The organism is Listeria sp. SHR_NRA_18 (assembly GCF_003856515.1).
Lineage (GTDB): Bacteria > Bacillota > Bacilli > Lactobacillales > Listeriaceae > Listeria_A > Listeria_A newyorkensis.
The window spans coordinates 133,565-149,643 of the sequence record NZ_QPKR01000008.1 but is presented as its reverse complement, the minus strand read 5'-3'; the positions used below and the strand labels follow the sequence as shown (position 1 = coordinate 149,643).

The window sequence follows — 16,079 nt, the reverse complement described above, 5'->3', positions numbered from 1 at the left end:
TGTATCATTTCATGCTTTTCTAGAAGCCATCGTTCTCATAATTATGTTATGTTCGCCAATTACTTCCTATACAATCCGTGAGAGATTATCACTTGATATATTTCGAGTCTCCCACAAAAATGCCTAGACGATAAAAATTTTATCTATCGAAAGTAACAACGACATTCATTATACCATGAATTTGCTCCCACTTCACCTTTCAAATATGCTACAAACACATTTTCTAACTATACACGCTTCCTTTTTTCCGTTAGAATGTGAAATAAGATCATTAAATTAACTATTGGAGGCCTATATGCTAGAAAAATATTTAACAATTAAGGTAGCTGGGCAACATGAAATAATTATTGAAAAATCTAGATTTATTTGCTCTATTATTCGAGCCACAGATGAGCAATCCGCGCAAGAATTCATTCTTAATGTCAAAAAGAAAAATTGGAATGCTAGTCATAACTGCTCTGCCTACTTGCTTGGCGAGCGTGATCAGTATCAAAAAGCTAATGATGATGGGGAACCAAGCGGTACAGCTGGTGTGCCGATGCTTGAAGTTTTAAAGAAGAAACAATTAAAAGATGTTGCTGTTGTTGTCACTAGATATTTTGGTGGCGTCAAACTAGGGGCTGGTGGTCTTGTACGCGCATATAGTAATGCGGTTAGCGAAACTTGTAGCACTTTAGGCATCGTAGAGCGTTCGCTTGCTATTATTATCTCATGCACACTTGATTACTCCTCCCACGCAAAATTTGAAAACGCGCTGGAGAAAAAAGGGTACCAAATCGCCGGTACAGCCTTCACTGATAAAGTTGTTCTTGATGTTTATGTTGATAGTAATGATGTCGCTTTATTTCAAGAGTGGGCTACAAACTTAACAAATGGGCAGGTGGAAATGCATGAAACTGGGAAAAAATATCGTGAAAAGGATGTTAGCTAAATGTTAGTAGATATATTGCGAAAAATACCTACCGAATTCGAAACCACGCGCACGCAAAATAGGAGGATGACTTTCGATGATGCCGATCAAATGCTACAGGTATGGTCAGATGAAGATGTAACACGCTTTATGAATATTGAGACATTTAGCACAGTTGAGCAAGCGCGCGAAATTATCTTGGCTATACTTCAAGAAAAAGCAGCTAACAGGTATGTTATTATGGATAAAACCAGTGGTGAAATAATCGGCTCTTTTGGCATTAATGAGTTGTACATTGATACAATGACTGCTGAGGTTGGATATGAACTGAAGAAAAAATACTGGGGGTCTGGCATTATGTCAGAGGTTCTCCAAGCATTCATGCAAATAGTCCAATCAACAAGCAACATTCTTATTTTCACAGCAAAAGTAGCTCCAGAAAACGAAGCTTCTATCAGATTGTTAGAAAAATTAGGGTTTCACTTCGAAAAAACGGTATCAGAATTGGATATGAGTACAAAAACCTTAAAAGCTATAAAACAGTATAGTCGTGGAATAATTTAACTAAAATGCTATTACATACGACTTATTTTGCCTTATTTATGATGATTTTAATGTTCTTTTACGCCTTACTTATGTATAATAGAAAAAAGCACCTTTGTTTTGCAATGTTCTTTACTATAACTTTAAAGCAAACGTAAATTTACTGTAACAAACCAAGCTTCTTATCATGGTACAATTGCATCTATTGCATATGCAAATACTTTACTTCGGGATTTAGCTAGAAATTTAATTATAAGGAGAAAATAATTCATGCCTATAAACAAAAGCCCAGCTCCAAGAAGCGCGAAGTATAAACGCCGCCGACTGGTACTTTTTTCAGTCCTGATTCCATTGATGCTAATCGTACTTGCGTGTGCTGGATATGCTACATATTTGTTCAGTTCGGCAAAACTTGCTGTAGATAATTCCTACGATAACGTGAGAAGCGGAGAGGCATCATCTCTACGTAATAAAGATGTTGACCCGATTAAAGACAGCTTTTCTTTTCTAATTATCGGTGTAGATGATAGTACAAAACGACAAGCGAATAATGGCGGTAATCCTCGTAGCGATGCACTTATCTTAGCAACGCTCAATGTAAAAGATAACAAACTCGAGATGACAAGTATTCCTCGTGACTCTTACGTCCATATAGAAAGCAAAGACGGTAAAACTGACAGATATACAAAAATAAACGCTGCTCATGCGTATGGTGGTCCTGAGCTAACGATGAAAACAGTAGAAGATTTGTTCCAAGTTCCTGTCGATTACTATGTTCGCTTCAATTTCGACGCTTTCTTGGAAATAGTTGACGCTCTGGACGGTGTTGAAGTTGATGTTCCCGTTGATTTCACGGAACAAAACTCAAAAGACCAAGCTGGTACTATTACACTGAAAAAAGGAAAGCAAAAACTCGATGGAGAGCAAGCATTAGCGCTTTCTAGAACACGACATATCGATAATGACATCGAGCGCGGCAAGCGACAACAGCTCGTTATGAAGGCAATTATTGATAAGTCCACCTCTATCGGCTCCATAAATAAGTACTCCGATGTTATTAAAGCTGTTGGAGACAACATGAAAACAAATATGACTTTTTCACAGATGCTTTCCATTGCTAAATATGGTATGACGAATGATATTGACATGAAATCTCTCTCGCTTAAAGGAGCAGATGCCCCGCAAGATGGCGTCTATTATTACCAACTAGACGAGAACTCTGTGCAGAGTGTTGCTAATGAATTTGCTGGGCAACTTCAAGGTGTCAATAAGCCATTCCCTAACGCATTACCATACAGCGAAGAGAATTAAATAATAAGAGGCGCTAAGTATCTAGGAGAATTCTCCCCAGTTACTTAGCGCCTTTTTTTTGCTATGGTCTTTTCCTTCTAATTTTGGATAGTATATTCAAAATCGGACGATAGTTTTCTCCAATTAAACCAATAAATTCTACGATAATTTCTATACAAAATGCTAATAATATTAATAGAATAACGGCTCCCCATGTAGTCGAAAACGAGAATACAAAACCAGTTATCGAAAACAAAATAGCCATACAATAAATCAGTAATACAGTCTGCCTTTGCGAAAAACCTAATGCCATCAGTCTATGGTGGATATGCGATCTATCGGCCATTGAAATTGGTGTCCTCGCTTTTAACCTCCTTATGATTGCAAAAAAAGTATCAGAAAGCGGCACGCCTAAAATAATTAAAGGCACCAGTATAGAGATAAAAGTCACATTTTTAAAGCCCATCAAGGATAGTACTGCAATCATATACCCTAAAAATAAAGAGCCCGTGTCCCCCATAAAAATAGTTGCAGGCGGGAAATTATAAACAAGGAAAGCCAAAATACAAGCAATCAACATAAATGCTACTGGTGCCACAAAAACGTCTTGCAGTAATAATGCCATCCCAGCAATCGTTAGTAAAGCTATAATGGAAACACCGCCAGCCAAGCCGTCTAACCCATCAATAAGGTTCAATGCATTGACAATAGCTACAATCCAAATAAGGGTAATCGGGATTGCCCATACTCCGAAATATAACGGCCCCATAAAGGGAATATTAATAAATTCGATGGTTATCTGTCCCCATAGCACAACACAAAGCGCCGCGCTGATTTGACCAACTAATTTCCATCTAGGTGATAATTCAATAATGTCATCAATGAATCCAGTCGCGACAATAATCACTGCACCTATGTAAACTGGTAAAAAGTCACTTTTATCGACAGCTAGTAGTAACATTCCTACAGTAAACGCCAAAAATATGGCTAAGCCGCCTAGTGTTGGTGTTATTTTTGTGTGGATATGCCTTTCACGAGGCTCATCAACTGCATTGATAAAAAAAGCAAATTTGCGGACTAATGGGATAATCAAAATCCCAATTAGAAAGCAAATAATCATAATCCATATTTGCAAATTAATTTCAGCTCCATCCTTCAGTTTAAAACGATATATTCTCGTCGTTTGCAGTAGGAATCTAGACTTTGTTGGTCTATCTCCACACCTATTCCCAACCCCGATGGAGTCGTTACTTTCCCTTGCTTAATATTGAATTCTTCTTTCGTGATATCCCTCTCAAAGTATCGGTTAGAGGCTGAGATATCCCCTGGAAAACTAAATTCCGTTCGAGAGGCTAAAGCAATATTATGCGCACGACCAACACCTGCTTCGAACATGCCACCACACCAAGCAATCATGTCGTTTTCATAGCAAAATGTAGCTATTTTAAGCGCTTCTGTTAAGCCACCAACACGAGCTATTTTAATATTAATTGCCTTAGCACTATTTAGTTCAGCTGCCTGCTTTACATCCTCTAAAGATCGAATATTTTCGTCGAGACAAATTGGCGTTTGTAGCTGTTTTTGCAACCACGCGTGATTCACAAAATCCGTTACACCAAATGGCTGCTCTATCATAGCTAAATTATATCGATCCAATTGCTTGAGTACAGCAATATCTGATTTACTATATGCAGAATTAGCATCTACCATCAATGATAGTTTCGGGAAATCGCGTCTGATTCGCTCGACTGGCCCTATATCAAACCCCGGCTTAATCTTGAGCTTTACTCGCGAATACCCATCGTTAACATAGTTAGATACAGTATGCACCAACTCGTCAAGATTTTTTTTAATTCCTATACTAACTCCAACAGGGATATTGCCTATTTGACCACCTAAGTAAGTCGTTAACGGTTGTTCCGACATTTTTGAGAAAATATCCCAAACAGCCGTTTCAACAGCAGCTTTTGCCATCTCATTTCCCCGGATAACTTGAAAAATTTGATTTATTTGATCAGGATTGGTGAGATTAACGTTCTTCAGCATAGGTAGTAAGTGATTTTTAATGATCAATGCTGCAGTCTCTGTTGTTTCTTCTGTGTACCACGGTGCAGCAAACGCATCGAGCTCACCATAACCCTCTAATCCGTCGTTTGAGACGATTTTAATGATGCATAGGTGTTTATCCTTCATAGAGCCGTAACTAGTCTTAAACGTCTCTCTAAGAGGCATAACAAGATGATATATAACAGCTTCCTCGATAACCATATAAAAATCACCCTTGCCTTCTTTGTTTTTTCATGGCTAACATAAATCGAGGGATGGCCAATGCTCGTTTCCAGCGACTAGGTTGCGATAAAATGCGATACAGCCACTCTAAATTAAATTTCACCCAAAAACTAGGTGCGCGTTTCGTACACCCCGAAAGGACGTCAAAACTACCACCAACACCCATAAATACACCTTTTTCAAATTTATCTAAGTATGCTGATATCCATTTTTCTTGTCGCGGAAACCCAAGGGCTAAAAATACAAAATCCGCTTGACTCATTAAAATATCTTCTGCGATTGCTTCTGATTCAGAAGTTTCAAAATAACCATCACGTGCGCCTACAATTTCAATATGACTGTACTTCACACTAACATGCTCTTTTAGCTTTTCTATAACATTTGGTTTAGCTCCAATAAAATATACTCTCAGGTTCATTTCATTTGCTTTCTCAAGAAGCCCCAACATTGTATCATATCCAGTTACTCTTCCTTTAAGCGGCTTCCCAATACTCTTTGCAGCCTTAACCACTCCAATGCCATCCGCGACAACATAATCGGCTTGCCGAATCACTTGGTTAAATTCCAAATCTTGTTGTGCATGCATAACTATCTCGGGGTTGGCCGTCACAATAAACCTACGCTTCTTATTCAAAGCAGCGTCCATCAATTCATCTACAAAAGCATTCTGAGAAACATTATAAAATGGAATACCTAGAATCTCAACCGTCCGTTTCATATGTTCACTCCTATATTTCTCATATCTCTAAGTTTATCATAAATATCCGATTCTTCCTATGCTAAAATTATATATTCTCTCCTTATCTCATTATGTAACTGGGAAAACAACGCAAAAAAATTCGTGATTGATATAATTACCAATCACGAATTTCACTAACTTATTCTTAGTTTAGAATTTGAACTTTTACAGTCTTAACGCCCCAATTGTAACAAGCTTGCACGCTATCTAAATGAACATCAATTTTATTACCTTTGATGGCACCGCCAGTATCGGCAGCGATAGCTTCTCCGTATCCTTCTACATAGACTCTAGATCCTAGTGGAATAACAGACGGGTCCACAGCTATAACTCTTGGATTGTCATTTAAATCAATACCAGATGCTGTCACATGCCCCATGCCAGGTTCTGCTTTGCTGTAAGCGGTCGCAGTCACTGTTACGGTTTTAGCTACACTTTTAGATGTGCTTTTACTTGAACTTTGCGTTTGTTTGCTCGGCGTACTAGTTGCCGCCTCTTGTTTTTGCGTTGTTTCTTTTTGAACTACTGGCGTATCCGATTTCGTTTCTTGCTTCGGTGTTTCTGATGCAGGAGCCGTAGTTTCTGTTTGCGTACTTCCAATATTTAAGGTCTCACCTGCAATAATCAAATCAGATGATAGAGAATTCCAAGATTTTAATTGAGCAACTGTAACATTGTGATTTTGAGCAATTTTACTTAGAGTGTCGCCTGGTACAATTTTGTATGTACCTGTGTTTGTGGATGATTTAACTGTCGCAACTTCTAATTTTTGATTTGGATAAATAACGTTTGAACTTAAATTGTTAACTCGTTTTAATTGATCTATGGAGATGTTATTTTCATTCGAAATTTTCCATAGTGAGTCTCCTGATTGCACCGTGTATTCTGCCGCACTAACCTGAGTTGATCCAATTCCAGCCAGGACTATACCTGCTGCAATAGTAGCTACTGTTTTCTTCATGTAATAATTACCTCCTTGATAACTTCGAGAATAATCGTATCATATGGGAGAAGGCATTAGGTTACTAAACCATTAAGGCTACGTAACACACCTCTTGAAATCCTCCCATTATGCGTAACATTCGTTAATAAACTCATTTGAATGAATTTTCTTATTATTTTATTTCAGATTTAATATACCTAGTTAATTGAGACAAGCGTTCTCCCACAAACATGTTCTTACATCGCTTTATTTTTTGAAATAGTTAAGAAACAGAACTTCTTTATATCAATATATGATATTTAGCAAATTTAAACATTTCAAAAATAGTATTCAAACAATGAAATTTGGCAAAAATAGCAGCATTTTTGGACTATTTTTTTAGTATCTATCTATAAATATAACAGTAGATTACAATTGTTATCTCTATTTTTAGCTACTTTCCTCTACTGTCATTTCCGAATCGTCTGCTTTTTGCTCCTTATTTTTACTCAAAAATCTTATTTTATCTACTAAAACCTCCGTAACATATATCTTCTTCTCCTCCCTATTTACATAGTTTCTCGTTTGTAGTTCTCCATTTATCCCAACTAGTGTTCCTTTCCTGCAGTATTCCACTGTATTTTCTGCCTGTTTTCCCCATATCACGCAAGGAATAAAGTCTGCTTCTTGATCTAGCCTACTACCTCTTCCGAATCGGTTCAAAGCCACAGTAACATTCACAACTGCCTTTTCTTCTGATGTAAAGCGCATTTCTGGATCCTCAGTCAATCTGCCAACTAATGTTACCTGATTAATCATATTATCACTCTTTTCTTTTTTAGTACCATCAGCATACCTCCTCACTTCCAATCTGTAAAATACATAAAAAAATTTTTTTCTATGTTTTAGTCTGCCCAAAACAAGTTTTTCTCTTAGAAAAAAAGAGAAACTGTATCTCTAAACAGTATTCAAAATACGAAATTCAATGTTAAGTCACAATTTTATTGCCCTTTATTTTATGCTCATAGTCTGTTATTCTGTAACTCAAGCTAGTTATAGGCCAAACGGAAAAGCCGCGATACAATATCACGGCCATTCCTCTTTTATTCAGCTATATCTGTCAAAGCGAACATGATATCCGCCTCACAGACTAACTCTCCTTCAACTGTTGCCTTTACATGTGCTTTAGCAATAGACCCACGTAAGCGAAGAATCTCAGCTTCTAAGCGAAGTTGATCTCCTGGAATTACTTGGCGCTTGAACCTACATCCATCAATCCCAGCAAATAAACCAATTTTCCCTTCATTTCCCGCTACTTGCATCATAGCTATCCCGCTTGCCTGAGCTAAGGCCTCTACGATGAGGACTCCTGGCATGACGGGGTAGCCTGGAAAATGCCCATTAAAAAACTCTTCATTTGCTGTCACATTTTTAATAGCTACTACTTTCTTATCTTCGAGTTCTATTACTCTATCTACCAATAAAAATGGATAACGATGTGGTAATATTTTTTTTATTTCACTAATATCTAACATGTCATACCTCCGAACAATTGTACATGAATATTAATTCACCCTTCGAATCGACTTCATTTGTGTTAATAAAACCATGCCTTTCATACAATCTTCTAGCATATTGGTTTTCAGGTGTGAAACTTAACAATATTTTTCTGATTTTAAATTGAGCCTGTATGTGCTCTAATAAATAAACTAAGAAGCTCCGGCCAAAGCCCTGCCCCTGATACCTTCCATCTATCATGAAACGATCTAACCAAATGGAATCATTTTCGCAACAACCGTACATTGCAAAACCAACTAATATTTCTCCAGAGTATAGACCTATAGGATACCAACCAGCCACGTAATGAGACTCTAAGATAGAGCAAACATTTGATTCAATAAAGTTCATTTGGCTTGAATCTACAGTCAGATTAATAACATCTTCCCAATTTGATCTGTCTACAAGCTCTATTCTGATAGACAAACTATCACCTCAAATTTTTTAAAGCCAGTTTTTCTTAGTACGTGACGTATTTTCCAAAAGTATTCCTGTTCCTATCGCAACAGCGTCTAAAGGATTTTCAGCAAGCAAAACTGGGACTTTTAATTCCTCAGCTAATAGTTCATCTAAGCCATGAAGCAAAGCTCCCCCGCCAGTCATGATAATTCCGCGGTCAATAATATCAGCTGAAAGTTCTGGCGGTGTCTGCTCTAATACCTGTTTTGCGGCTTGAACAATAACATGAACAGACTCTCTTAGGGCCAACTCAATTTCTTCGCTGGTTACTGTTACCGTTTTAGGTAGACCTGTAACTAAGTCACGTCCTCGGATATCCATGGATTCTTGTCTTGTTCCCGCTGATGCAGTTGCAACATTGATTTTTAATTCTTCTGATGTTCTCTCTCCTATTAGAAGGTTGTATTGGCGCTTAATATATTGTAGAATGTCGCCATCCAGCTGGTTCCCTGCAAGTTTCACAGATTTACTGGTAACAATATCTCCCATAGAAAGAACCGCTATATCTGTTGTGCCACCACCAATATCAATAACCATATTTCCACTTGGTTGGAAAATATCCATACCGGCACCAATTGCAGCTACCTTAGGCTCTTCTTCCATAAATACCTGTTTCCCGCCACTTTGCTCAGCTGCTTGTCGTATAGCTTTTTGCTCCACTGAAGTTATATTTGTTGGACAGCAGATTAAAACTCTTGGCTTAGAGAAAAATCCTTTTAAATCTAGTTTTTGTAGGAAAATACGTAACATTTCTTGAACAATATCAAAATCAGCAATCACACCGTCTTTCATTGGTTTAATTGCAGTTATATTACCCGGAGTTCTCCCTACCATATTTCGTGCTTCCGTCCCAACTGCTAAAACTTCATTTGTAATATTATTGATTGCTACAACAGATGGTTCATTTAATACAATACCTTGCCCCTTCACATGAATCAGGACATTCGCAGTACCCAAATCTATCCCAACATCTTTCGCCATAATTTACAATGACCCCTTTCTGTGTTGTTTCATATGTATTGCCTCATACTACCTCTTTTGCATTATAGCATATTTCTTTTAACATATATATCTTTTCCCTAATTCTAAGTAAGAAAAATATTTTTACAAATAAAAAACTAGATCAGTTAAGACCTAGTTCGTTCATTTATTTTGTTGTTTCTTTTACGTTAACTTGTTCAGAATCGGCCACACGTTCGATATCTGCGCCTAGAGCCTTAAGCTTAACATGGAAATTATGATAGCCTCTATCTAAGTATTTAAGTTCAGTTACTTGTGTGTATCCATCGGCCACCAAACCAGCAAGAACTAATGCTGCTGCTGCACGTAAATCAGTTGCAGCTACCTCAGCTCCTTGAAGCTTAGCTGGACCAGAAATGATAACAGAATGGCCTTCAATTTTCATATCTGCATTCATTCTACGCATTTCTTCAACATGCATAAATCGGTTTTCAAAAACAGTCTCTGTCATAACACTAGTACCTGTACTCAACATTTGGATAACCATCATTTGAGATTGCATATCAGTCGGGAATCCCGGGTGAGGTAAAGTCTTCACATCGACAGCCTTCAAATGTTTAGGTCCAATAACACGCACGCCATTGTTTTCTTCAATGATTTTAACGCCCATCTCTTCTAATTTAGCAATAAGTGAGCTGATATGTTCTGGAACCATATCTTCAATAAACACGTTTCCTTCCGTAATTGCCGCTGCAATCATAAATGTTCCGGCTTCAATTCGATCAGGAATAATAGAGTGATCTGTTGCGGTGAGCTCTTTTACGCCTTCTATGCGAATAACTTCAGTCCCTGCACCAATAACTCGAGCACCCATTTGGTTTAAGAAGTTAGCTAAATCAACAATTTCAGGTTCTCTTGCAACGTTCTCAATAACAGTTGTGCCCTCAGCTAATGTTGCAGCCATCATAATATTTTGAGTTGCTCCAACACTTGGGAAATCCAAATATATTTTAGCTCCTACTAATTTCTCAGCAGTCGCTTCAATGTAGCCATTCTCAATTCTTACGTTTGCACCCATCGCTTCGAATCCTTTTAGATGTAAATCTACTGGGCGTGAACCTATTGCACAACCACCTGGAAGTGCTACCCTTGCTGAACCTGTACGAGCTAAAAGTGGCCCCATAACAACGATGGAAGCACGCATTTTACGAACATATTCAAATGGTGTATCCGATAAGATATCTCCTGTAGCATTCACAGTAACAACATCATCTTCGAAAGATACATCTGCTTTTAAGTATTTTAGCACTTCATTAATTGTGTAGACATCAGATAAACGTGGTACATTTCTTAACGTGCTTGTTCCTTTGCTAGCTAATAAGGTAGCGGCTATAACAGGTAAAACAGCATTTTTGGCGCCTTCTACTTTCACTGTTCCCTGTAATTTATTCCCACCACGGACAATAATTTTTTCCAAAACGAACCCCTCCGCGTATTAATTACTCTATTCCTATTTGATATACATCGCTTAAAATTAATCCTGAAATGTATTCTTATCTTTACTCATACTCTGAACATTTTACCATTAATGCCTACTACATTTCAACACTAATTTTAAGAGAGTTATATCAATTGCGAACATGTATAAACATTTTTAATCAATTTCCGAACAAATTACCTAGTTGTCTCGCTGATATAAAGTAGTCTAGAAAGAAATTACTAATTGTAACTCCTAAGGCTACAGCAAGGAGTAAATATAATATTCTTGCTTGTATCACATGATCTCGGCGTATTAGTTTTTCAAAGTGAAGTGCTTGGAGTGCCCAAAAAGCAATAACGATGAAAAGTAAATGTGAAACCATAACAATAATTGCTTGTTGTCCAATAACTGTATACATCTATTACCTCCAAAATTTTATCAGCCTCTATCATTCTACCAGTATTATCGCTGAATAACAATTTTATATGCTTTTATTGTTTCTTTTCAGAGAATGAAGTAAATGAGCTTGGAGTCATATCCATTCTAAAATGGTTTACTCCAAACTCATTCTGTCTTACTTTTTGTTGTAAGCGTGAATTCGATTTACTGCTTTTTGAAGAGCTATCTCTGCTTTTAGTTCGTCCACTTGCTTGCTCTTCGCCTCTCTCAGTTCATCTTCTGCACGTTGTCTAGCAGCTTCTGCGCGAACGATATCAATTTCTTCTTCTCGCTCTGCAGTGTCTGCTAGTATGTTTACTTCTTCACCATTTACTTCCATAAAGCCGCCATTTACTGCAACCCATTCTTCTTTGCCATCGTGCTTTAAACGCACCACATCAATTTTGAGAGGGGCTACTAAAGGAACATGGCCAGGTAAAATACCTAATTCGCCGGCTTTTGTTCTTGCGATAACCATGCTCGCTTCACCGCTGAAAACAGGACCATCTGGAGTAACAATACTTACATTTAAAATGCCCATGTGTACCTCCTCCTGTTTTTATTAAACTTCAACGCCCATGCTTTTGGCTTTTTCGATAACTTCTTCAATGCGTCCTAACGAGCGGAATGCATCCTCAGGAAGATGATCGTATTTACCTGCAAGAATATCTTGGAATCCTTTTACCGTTTCTTTGACTGGTACATAAGAACCTTTTTGACCAGTAAATTGTTCGGCAACATGGAAGTTTTGACTCAAGAAAAATTGTACGCGACGAGCACGCCCAACAGCTTGTTTATCTTCATCAGATAATTCATCCATACCTAGAATCGCAATGATATCTTGTAATTCTTTATAGCGTTGTAATAATTGTTGTACTTGCGTTGCCACTTCATAGTGATCTTCACCAACGATATCTGGCGCAAGTGCACGTGAAGTCGATGCAAGTGGATCTACCGCTGGGTAAATACCTTGCTCTGTTAATTTACGCTCCAAGTTCGTTGTTGCATCTAAATGGGCGAATGTTGTTGCTGGTGCTGGATCGGTGTAATCATCGGCTGGAACGTAGATTGCTTGAATAGATGTAACGGATCCAACGTTTGTGGATGTGATACGTTCTTGCAATTGTCCCATTTCAGTTGCCAATGTTGGTTGGTAACCTACGGCAGATGGCATACGACCAAGCAAGGCAGAAACCTCTGAACCAGCTTGTGTAAAGCGGAAAATGTTATCGATGAATAGCAGCACATCTTGATGCTCTACATCACGGAAATATTCAGCAATTGTTAAGCCTGTTAAAGCAACACGCATACGTGCGCCTGGTGGCTCGTTCATTTGTCCAAATACCATGGCTGTTTTTTCGATAACGCCTGAGTCTTTCATTTCAAAGTAAAGGTCATTACCTTCACGAGTACGTTCACCTACGCCGGCAAATACCGAAATACCGCCGTGTTCTTGGGCAATATTATGAATGAGCTCTTGAATAAGTACTGTTTTACCTACACCGGCACCACCGAACAATCCAATTTTACCACCTTTAACGTAAGGGGCTAAAAGATCAACCACTTTGATTCCTGTTTCCAGGATTTCAGTCGTAGTGGAAAGTTCATCAAATGTTGGGGCTAAACGGTGAATTTTATTGCGCTGAACGTCACTCGCGATCGGTTCGTCTAAATCAATTGTATCTCCAAGTACGTTGAATACACGTCCAAGAGTTATATTTCCAACTGGAACTGTGATTGGGCTTTCAGTATCAATTACTGTCATGCCTCTTTGAACACCGTCTGTCGAAGCCATCGCAATGGTACGAACGACATTGTCGCCTAAATGGATAGCTACTTCAAGCGTAAGTTCCACACTTTTTTCCTCTTCGGATAGTGCTTTATATTCAACTTTAAGCGCGTTGTAGATTTCAGGTAAGTGATTATCAAACTTTACGTCTACAACGGGACCCATAACTTGGATTATTCGTCCTTCAGTCATGCGATTTTCCTCCTCACTTGCTTTCCCTGATTGGGAACTTTAGGGGTGGATAGACGCGCTCTTAAATGTTTATTCAAGAGCCGCTACACCACCAATAATTTCAGTTATTTCTTGCGTAATCGCAGCTTGGCGAGCACGGTTATATTGTAATGACAGATCATCAATAATATCGGTTGCGTTGTCAGTCGCGCTTCTCATCGCTGTCATACGAGCAGCATGTTCCGCGGCTTTAGCATCCAAAATAGCACCGAAAATCAAACTTTCAACATATTGCGGTAACAATACTTCTAAAATCTCACCTTCTGAAGGCTCGAATTCATATGTCGTCAAATCGTGTTCTGTCTCATTTTCATGAAACTCTGTCAGTGGCAGCAATTTCTCGTTTCTTATCGATTGAGAAATTGAGTTCACATGGTGGTTATAGACGATGAATACTTCATCGAAAACGCCATCTTCGAACATTTGAACCGTATTGCGCGCAACATCTTTAATCTCAGCAAAAATTGGATGATCCGAAATACTTGGTACCTCTAAAACAACATTCATACTGCGGGCTTTAAAAAAGTCTGCGCCAGCTCTTCCCAAAGCGATAATTGCATATTCATCGCTGGAAGTATGGTTTTCTTGAATTTGTTTGTACACTTCTTTGATAGCATTACTGTTATAAGCGCCTGCCAAACCTTTATGCGAAGTGACTACGATATAGCCCGTTCTGTGGACTGCTCGCGTTACTAGCATCGGATGGTCTGCACTGTTACCAGAAGCAACATGGGTTACAACATCTCGAATTTTTTCTACGTAGGGTGCGTAGGCTCTTGCTTTTTCTTCTGCACGACCGAGTTTGGATGCAGAAACCATTTGCATGGCCTTTGTAATTTGACTGGTTTTCTTTGTAGAAGTGATTCGCTGTTTAATATCTATTAAAGATGCCAAAGATTTTCACCACCTTTGTTTCGTTTGTCGGTCAAAAACGGGTTAGGCTTCTGAAGGAACAAATGTATTTTTGAATTCTTTAATCGCACTATCTAACTCTGCTTCGTCAGGCAATGATTTCGTCGTGCGGATCGTTTCCAGAAGTTCTGGACGGTTGTGATCGAACCACGTATTCATTTCACTTTCGAAACGCAACACATCTGTTACAGGAATATCATCCAAGAAGGAGTGAACTAATGTGTATAGAATTAGGATTTGTTTTTCAACTTTTAGTGGTTTGTGTAAATCTTGTTTTAGGACTTCTACTGTACGTTTACCACGTTCTAGTTTCGCGCGTGTTGCTGCGTCAAGATCAGATCCAAATTGTGAGAAGGATTCTAACTCACGGTAAGATGCTAAATCTAAACGAAGCGTTCCGGCAACTTTTTTCATGGCTTTGATTTGTGCTGATCCACCGACACGGGATACGGATAACCCGGCGTTGATTGCGGGACGAACACCAGAGAAGAATAGATCGGATTGCAAGAAAATTTGACCATCTGTTATCGAGATAACGTTTGTAGGAATGTAAGCAGAGATATCTCCGGCTTGCGTTTCTACGAACGGTAGGGCTGTGATCGAGCCGCCACCTAATGAATCATTTAGTTTTGCAGCACGTTCTAATAAGCGGGAGTGCAAGTAGAATACATCCCCTGGATATGCTTCACGACCTGGAGGACGGCGAAGTAGCAAGGAAAGTTCACGATAAGCAGCAGCTTGTTTCGATAAATCATCATAGATAATCAAAACGTGTTTGCCGTTATACATGAATTCTTCAGCCATCGCGACACCAGCGTATGGAGCTAAGTATAGTAATGGAGCTGGTTGAGATGCGGATGCTGTTACAACGATTGTGTAATCAAGCGCTCCGTGTTTACGCAATGTTTCAACTGCTGTACGAACTGTTGATTCTTTTTGCCCAATAGCCACGTAGATACAAATCATATCTTGGTCTGCTTGATTTAGGATTGTATCGATAGCAACCGTTGTTTTACCAGTTTGGCGGTCACCGATGATTAGCTCACGTTGACCACGACCGATTGGTACTAAGGCATCGATAGCTTTAATTCCTGTTTGAAGTGGTTCATTAACGGATTGACGTTGCATAACGCCTGGTGCAATTGCTTCGATTGGGCGTGTACCCGTTGATTCAATTGGACCTAAGCCATCGACAGGTTGTCCAAGTGCGTTGACAACTCGACCGATAAGACCTTCGCCAACTGGAACTTCCATGATTTTTCCTGTACGACGAACTTCATCGCCTTCACGGATTTCAGTATAAGGTCCCAAAATAATGATACCAACATCATTGGTTTCTAAGTTTTGAGCCATACCCATAACGCCGTTTGAGAACTCGAGAAGCTCTCCAGCCATTGCGTTATCTAATCCGTGAGCACGCGCGATACCATCACCAATATAGGTAACTGTTCCAACATCGCTAACTTTTAGCTCCGATTGATAATTTTCAATTTGTTGCTTTATGAGAGAACTAATCTCTTCAGCTTTTATGCTCATCAAATTCACCCCTTGTTACACTGA

At 38.8% G+C, this 16,079-nt stretch carries 16 protein-coding genes and 1 pseudogene; 3 read left to right on the top strand and 14 right to left on the bottom strand.

The genetic code is table 11. From position 1 onward, the window contains the following. The first annotated feature begins 295 nt into the window (after positions 1-295). From DUK53_RS12745 to DUK53_RS12735, 3 genes are all read left to right on the top strand, one after another. The gene (locus DUK53_RS12745) at positions 296-931 is read left to right on the top strand and encodes a YigZ family protein (RefSeq protein ID WP_036089708.1); all 636 of its coding nucleotides are present in this window, start codon (positions 296-298) and stop codon (positions 929-931) included. Then, complete coding sequence (locus DUK53_RS12740) at positions 932-1,474, top strand: GNAT family N-acetyltransferase (protein WP_052164767.1); 543 nt, start codon at positions 932-934, stop codon at positions 1,472-1,474. It begins immediately after the preceding gene. Between the two features lie 249 nt (positions 1,475-1,723). Further along, positions 1,724-2,764 carry an LCP family protein gene (locus DUK53_RS12735; protein WP_036089706.1) on the top strand — a complete coding sequence of 347 codons (1,041 nt, stop codon included), beginning with the start codon at positions 1,724-1,726 and terminating at the stop codon, positions 2,762-2,764. Positions 2,765-2,825: 61 nt separating this feature from the next. Here the strand turns inward: DUK53_RS12735 and DUK53_RS12730 are convergent, their stop codons facing one another. The 14 genes and pseudogenes from DUK53_RS12730 to atpA form a co-directional block, all read right to left on the bottom strand. Then, positions 2,826-3,863, bottom strand: a complete 1,038-nt coding sequence (locus DUK53_RS12730) for a glycosyltransferase family 4 protein (RefSeq protein ID WP_373862733.1) — start codon at positions 3,861-3,863, stop codon at positions 2,826-2,828. A gap of 22 nt (positions 3,864-3,885) precedes the next feature. Further along, positions 3,886-5,011, bottom strand: a pseudogene (gene menC, locus DUK53_RS12725) (o-succinylbenzoate synthase). A 7-nt stretch (positions 5,012-5,018) separates the two neighbouring features. After that, on the bottom strand, positions 5,019-5,750 hold the full coding sequence (locus DUK53_RS12720; RefSeq protein WP_036089699.1) for a WecB/TagA/CpsF family glycosyltransferase: 732 nt from the start codon (positions 5,748-5,750) through the stop codon (positions 5,019-5,021). A 166-nt stretch (positions 5,751-5,916) separates the two neighbouring features. Continuing rightward, on the bottom strand, positions 5,917-6,732 hold the full coding sequence (locus DUK53_RS12715; protein WP_036089698.1) for a LysM peptidoglycan-binding and 3D domain-containing protein: 816 nt from the start codon (positions 6,730-6,732) through the stop codon (positions 5,917-5,919). 411 nt (positions 6,733-7,143) lie between these two features. Beyond that, positions 7,144-7,512 (bottom strand): single-stranded DNA-binding protein, encoded by a 369-nt coding sequence (locus DUK53_RS12710; protein ID WP_036089793.1) that lies wholly within the window; start codon positions 7,510-7,512, stop codon positions 7,144-7,146. 284 nt (positions 7,513-7,796) lie between these two features. Next, entirely contained in the window at positions 7,797-8,228 is a 432-nt protein-coding gene (gene fabZ, locus DUK53_RS12705) for a 3-hydroxyacyl-ACP dehydratase FabZ (RefSeq protein WP_036089696.1), read from the bottom strand. A 1-nt stretch (position 8,229) separates the two neighbouring features. Beyond that, on the bottom strand, positions 8,230-8,676 hold the full coding sequence (locus DUK53_RS12700) for a GNAT family N-acetyltransferase (protein ID WP_036089694.1): 447 nt from the start codon (positions 8,674-8,676) through the stop codon (positions 8,230-8,232). 18 nt (positions 8,677-8,694) lie between these two features. Then, the gene (mreB, locus tag DUK53_RS12695) at positions 8,695-9,690 is read right to left on the bottom strand and encodes a rod shape-determining protein (RefSeq protein WP_036089693.1); all 996 of its coding nucleotides are present in this window, start codon (positions 9,688-9,690) and stop codon (positions 8,695-8,697) included. A 166-nt stretch (positions 9,691-9,856) separates the two neighbouring features. After that, positions 9,857-11,146, bottom strand: a complete 1,290-nt coding sequence (murA, locus tag DUK53_RS12690) for a UDP-N-acetylglucosamine 1-carboxyvinyltransferase (protein ID WP_036089691.1) — start codon at positions 11,144-11,146, stop codon at positions 9,857-9,859. A gap of 181 nt (positions 11,147-11,327) precedes the next feature. Then, positions 11,328-11,567, bottom strand: coding sequence for a DUF1146 family protein (locus tag DUK53_RS12685; RefSeq protein WP_036089689.1), 240 nt, complete (start codon positions 11,565-11,567; stop codon positions 11,328-11,330). Positions 11,568-11,723: 156 nt separating this feature from the next. Beyond that, positions 11,724-12,128 carry a F0F1 ATP synthase subunit epsilon gene (locus DUK53_RS12680; protein WP_036076640.1) on the bottom strand — a complete coding sequence of 135 codons (405 nt, stop codon included), beginning with the start codon at positions 12,126-12,128 and terminating at the stop codon, positions 11,724-11,726. Positions 12,129-12,149: 21 nt separating this feature from the next. Beyond that, on the bottom strand, positions 12,150-13,568 hold the full coding sequence (gene atpD / locus DUK53_RS12675) for a F0F1 ATP synthase subunit beta (protein WP_036089688.1): 1,419 nt from the start codon (positions 13,566-13,568) through the stop codon (positions 12,150-12,152). A gap of 69 nt (positions 13,569-13,637) precedes the next feature. Beyond that, positions 13,638-14,501 carry a F0F1 ATP synthase subunit gamma gene (locus tag DUK53_RS12670; RefSeq protein WP_036129723.1) on the bottom strand — a complete coding sequence of 288 codons (864 nt, stop codon included), beginning with the start codon at positions 14,499-14,501 and terminating at the stop codon, positions 13,638-13,640. A gap of 42 nt (positions 14,502-14,543) precedes the next feature. Beyond that, positions 14,544-16,055: a F0F1 ATP synthase subunit alpha gene (atpA, locus tag DUK53_RS12665; protein WP_036089684.1), complete on the bottom strand. Its 1,512-nt coding sequence runs from the start codon at positions 16,053-16,055 to the stop codon at positions 14,544-14,546. Between the last annotated feature and the right edge of the window lie 24 nt (positions 16,056-16,079).

Excerpts from the sequence above, each read along its gene's own strand:
- DUK53_RS12745 (WP_036089708.1), top strand. The coding sequence starts at position 296 with ATGCTAGAAAAATATTTAACAATTAAGGTAGCTGGGCAACATGAAATA.
- DUK53_RS12740 (WP_052164767.1), top strand. The coding sequence starts at position 932 with ATGTTAGTAGATATATTGCGAAAAATACCTACCGAATTCGAAACCACG.
- DUK53_RS12735 (WP_036089706.1), top strand. The coding sequence starts at position 1,724 with ATGCCTATAAACAAAAGCCCAGCTCCAAGAAGCGCGAAGTATAAACGC.
- DUK53_RS12730 (WP_373862733.1), bottom strand. The coding sequence starts at position 3,863 with ATGATTATTTGCTTTCTAATTGGGATTTTGATTATCCCATTAGTCCGC.
- DUK53_RS12720 (WP_036089699.1), bottom strand. The coding sequence starts at position 5,750 with ATGAAACGGACGGTTGAGATTCTAGGTATTCCATTTTATAATGTTTCT.
- DUK53_RS12715 (WP_036089698.1), bottom strand. The coding sequence starts at position 6,732 with ATGAAGAAAACAGTAGCTACTATTGCAGCAGGTATAGTCCTGGCTGGA.
- DUK53_RS12710 (WP_036089793.1), bottom strand. The coding sequence starts at position 7,512 with ATGATTAATCAGGTAACATTAGTTGGCAGATTGACTGAGGATCCAGAA.
- fabZ (WP_036089696.1), bottom strand. The coding sequence starts at position 8,228 with ATGTTAGATATTAGTGAAATAAAAAAAATATTACCACATCGTTATCCA.
- mreB (WP_036089693.1), bottom strand. The coding sequence starts at position 9,690 with ATGGCGAAAGATGTTGGGATAGATTTGGGTACTGCGAATGTCCTGATT.
- DUK53_RS12685 (WP_036089689.1), bottom strand. The coding sequence starts at position 11,567 with ATGTATACAGTTATTGGACAACAAGCAATTATTGTTATGGTTTCACAT.
- DUK53_RS12680 (WP_036076640.1), bottom strand. The coding sequence starts at position 12,128 with ATGGGCATTTTAAATGTAAGTATTGTTACTCCAGATGGTCCTGTTTTC.
- atpD (WP_036089688.1), bottom strand. The coding sequence starts at position 13,568 with ATGACTGAAGGACGAATAATCCAAGTTATGGGTCCCGTTGTAGACGTA.
- atpA (WP_036089684.1), bottom strand. The coding sequence starts at position 16,055 with ATGAGCATAAAAGCTGAAGAGATTAGTTCTCTCATAAAGCAACAAATT.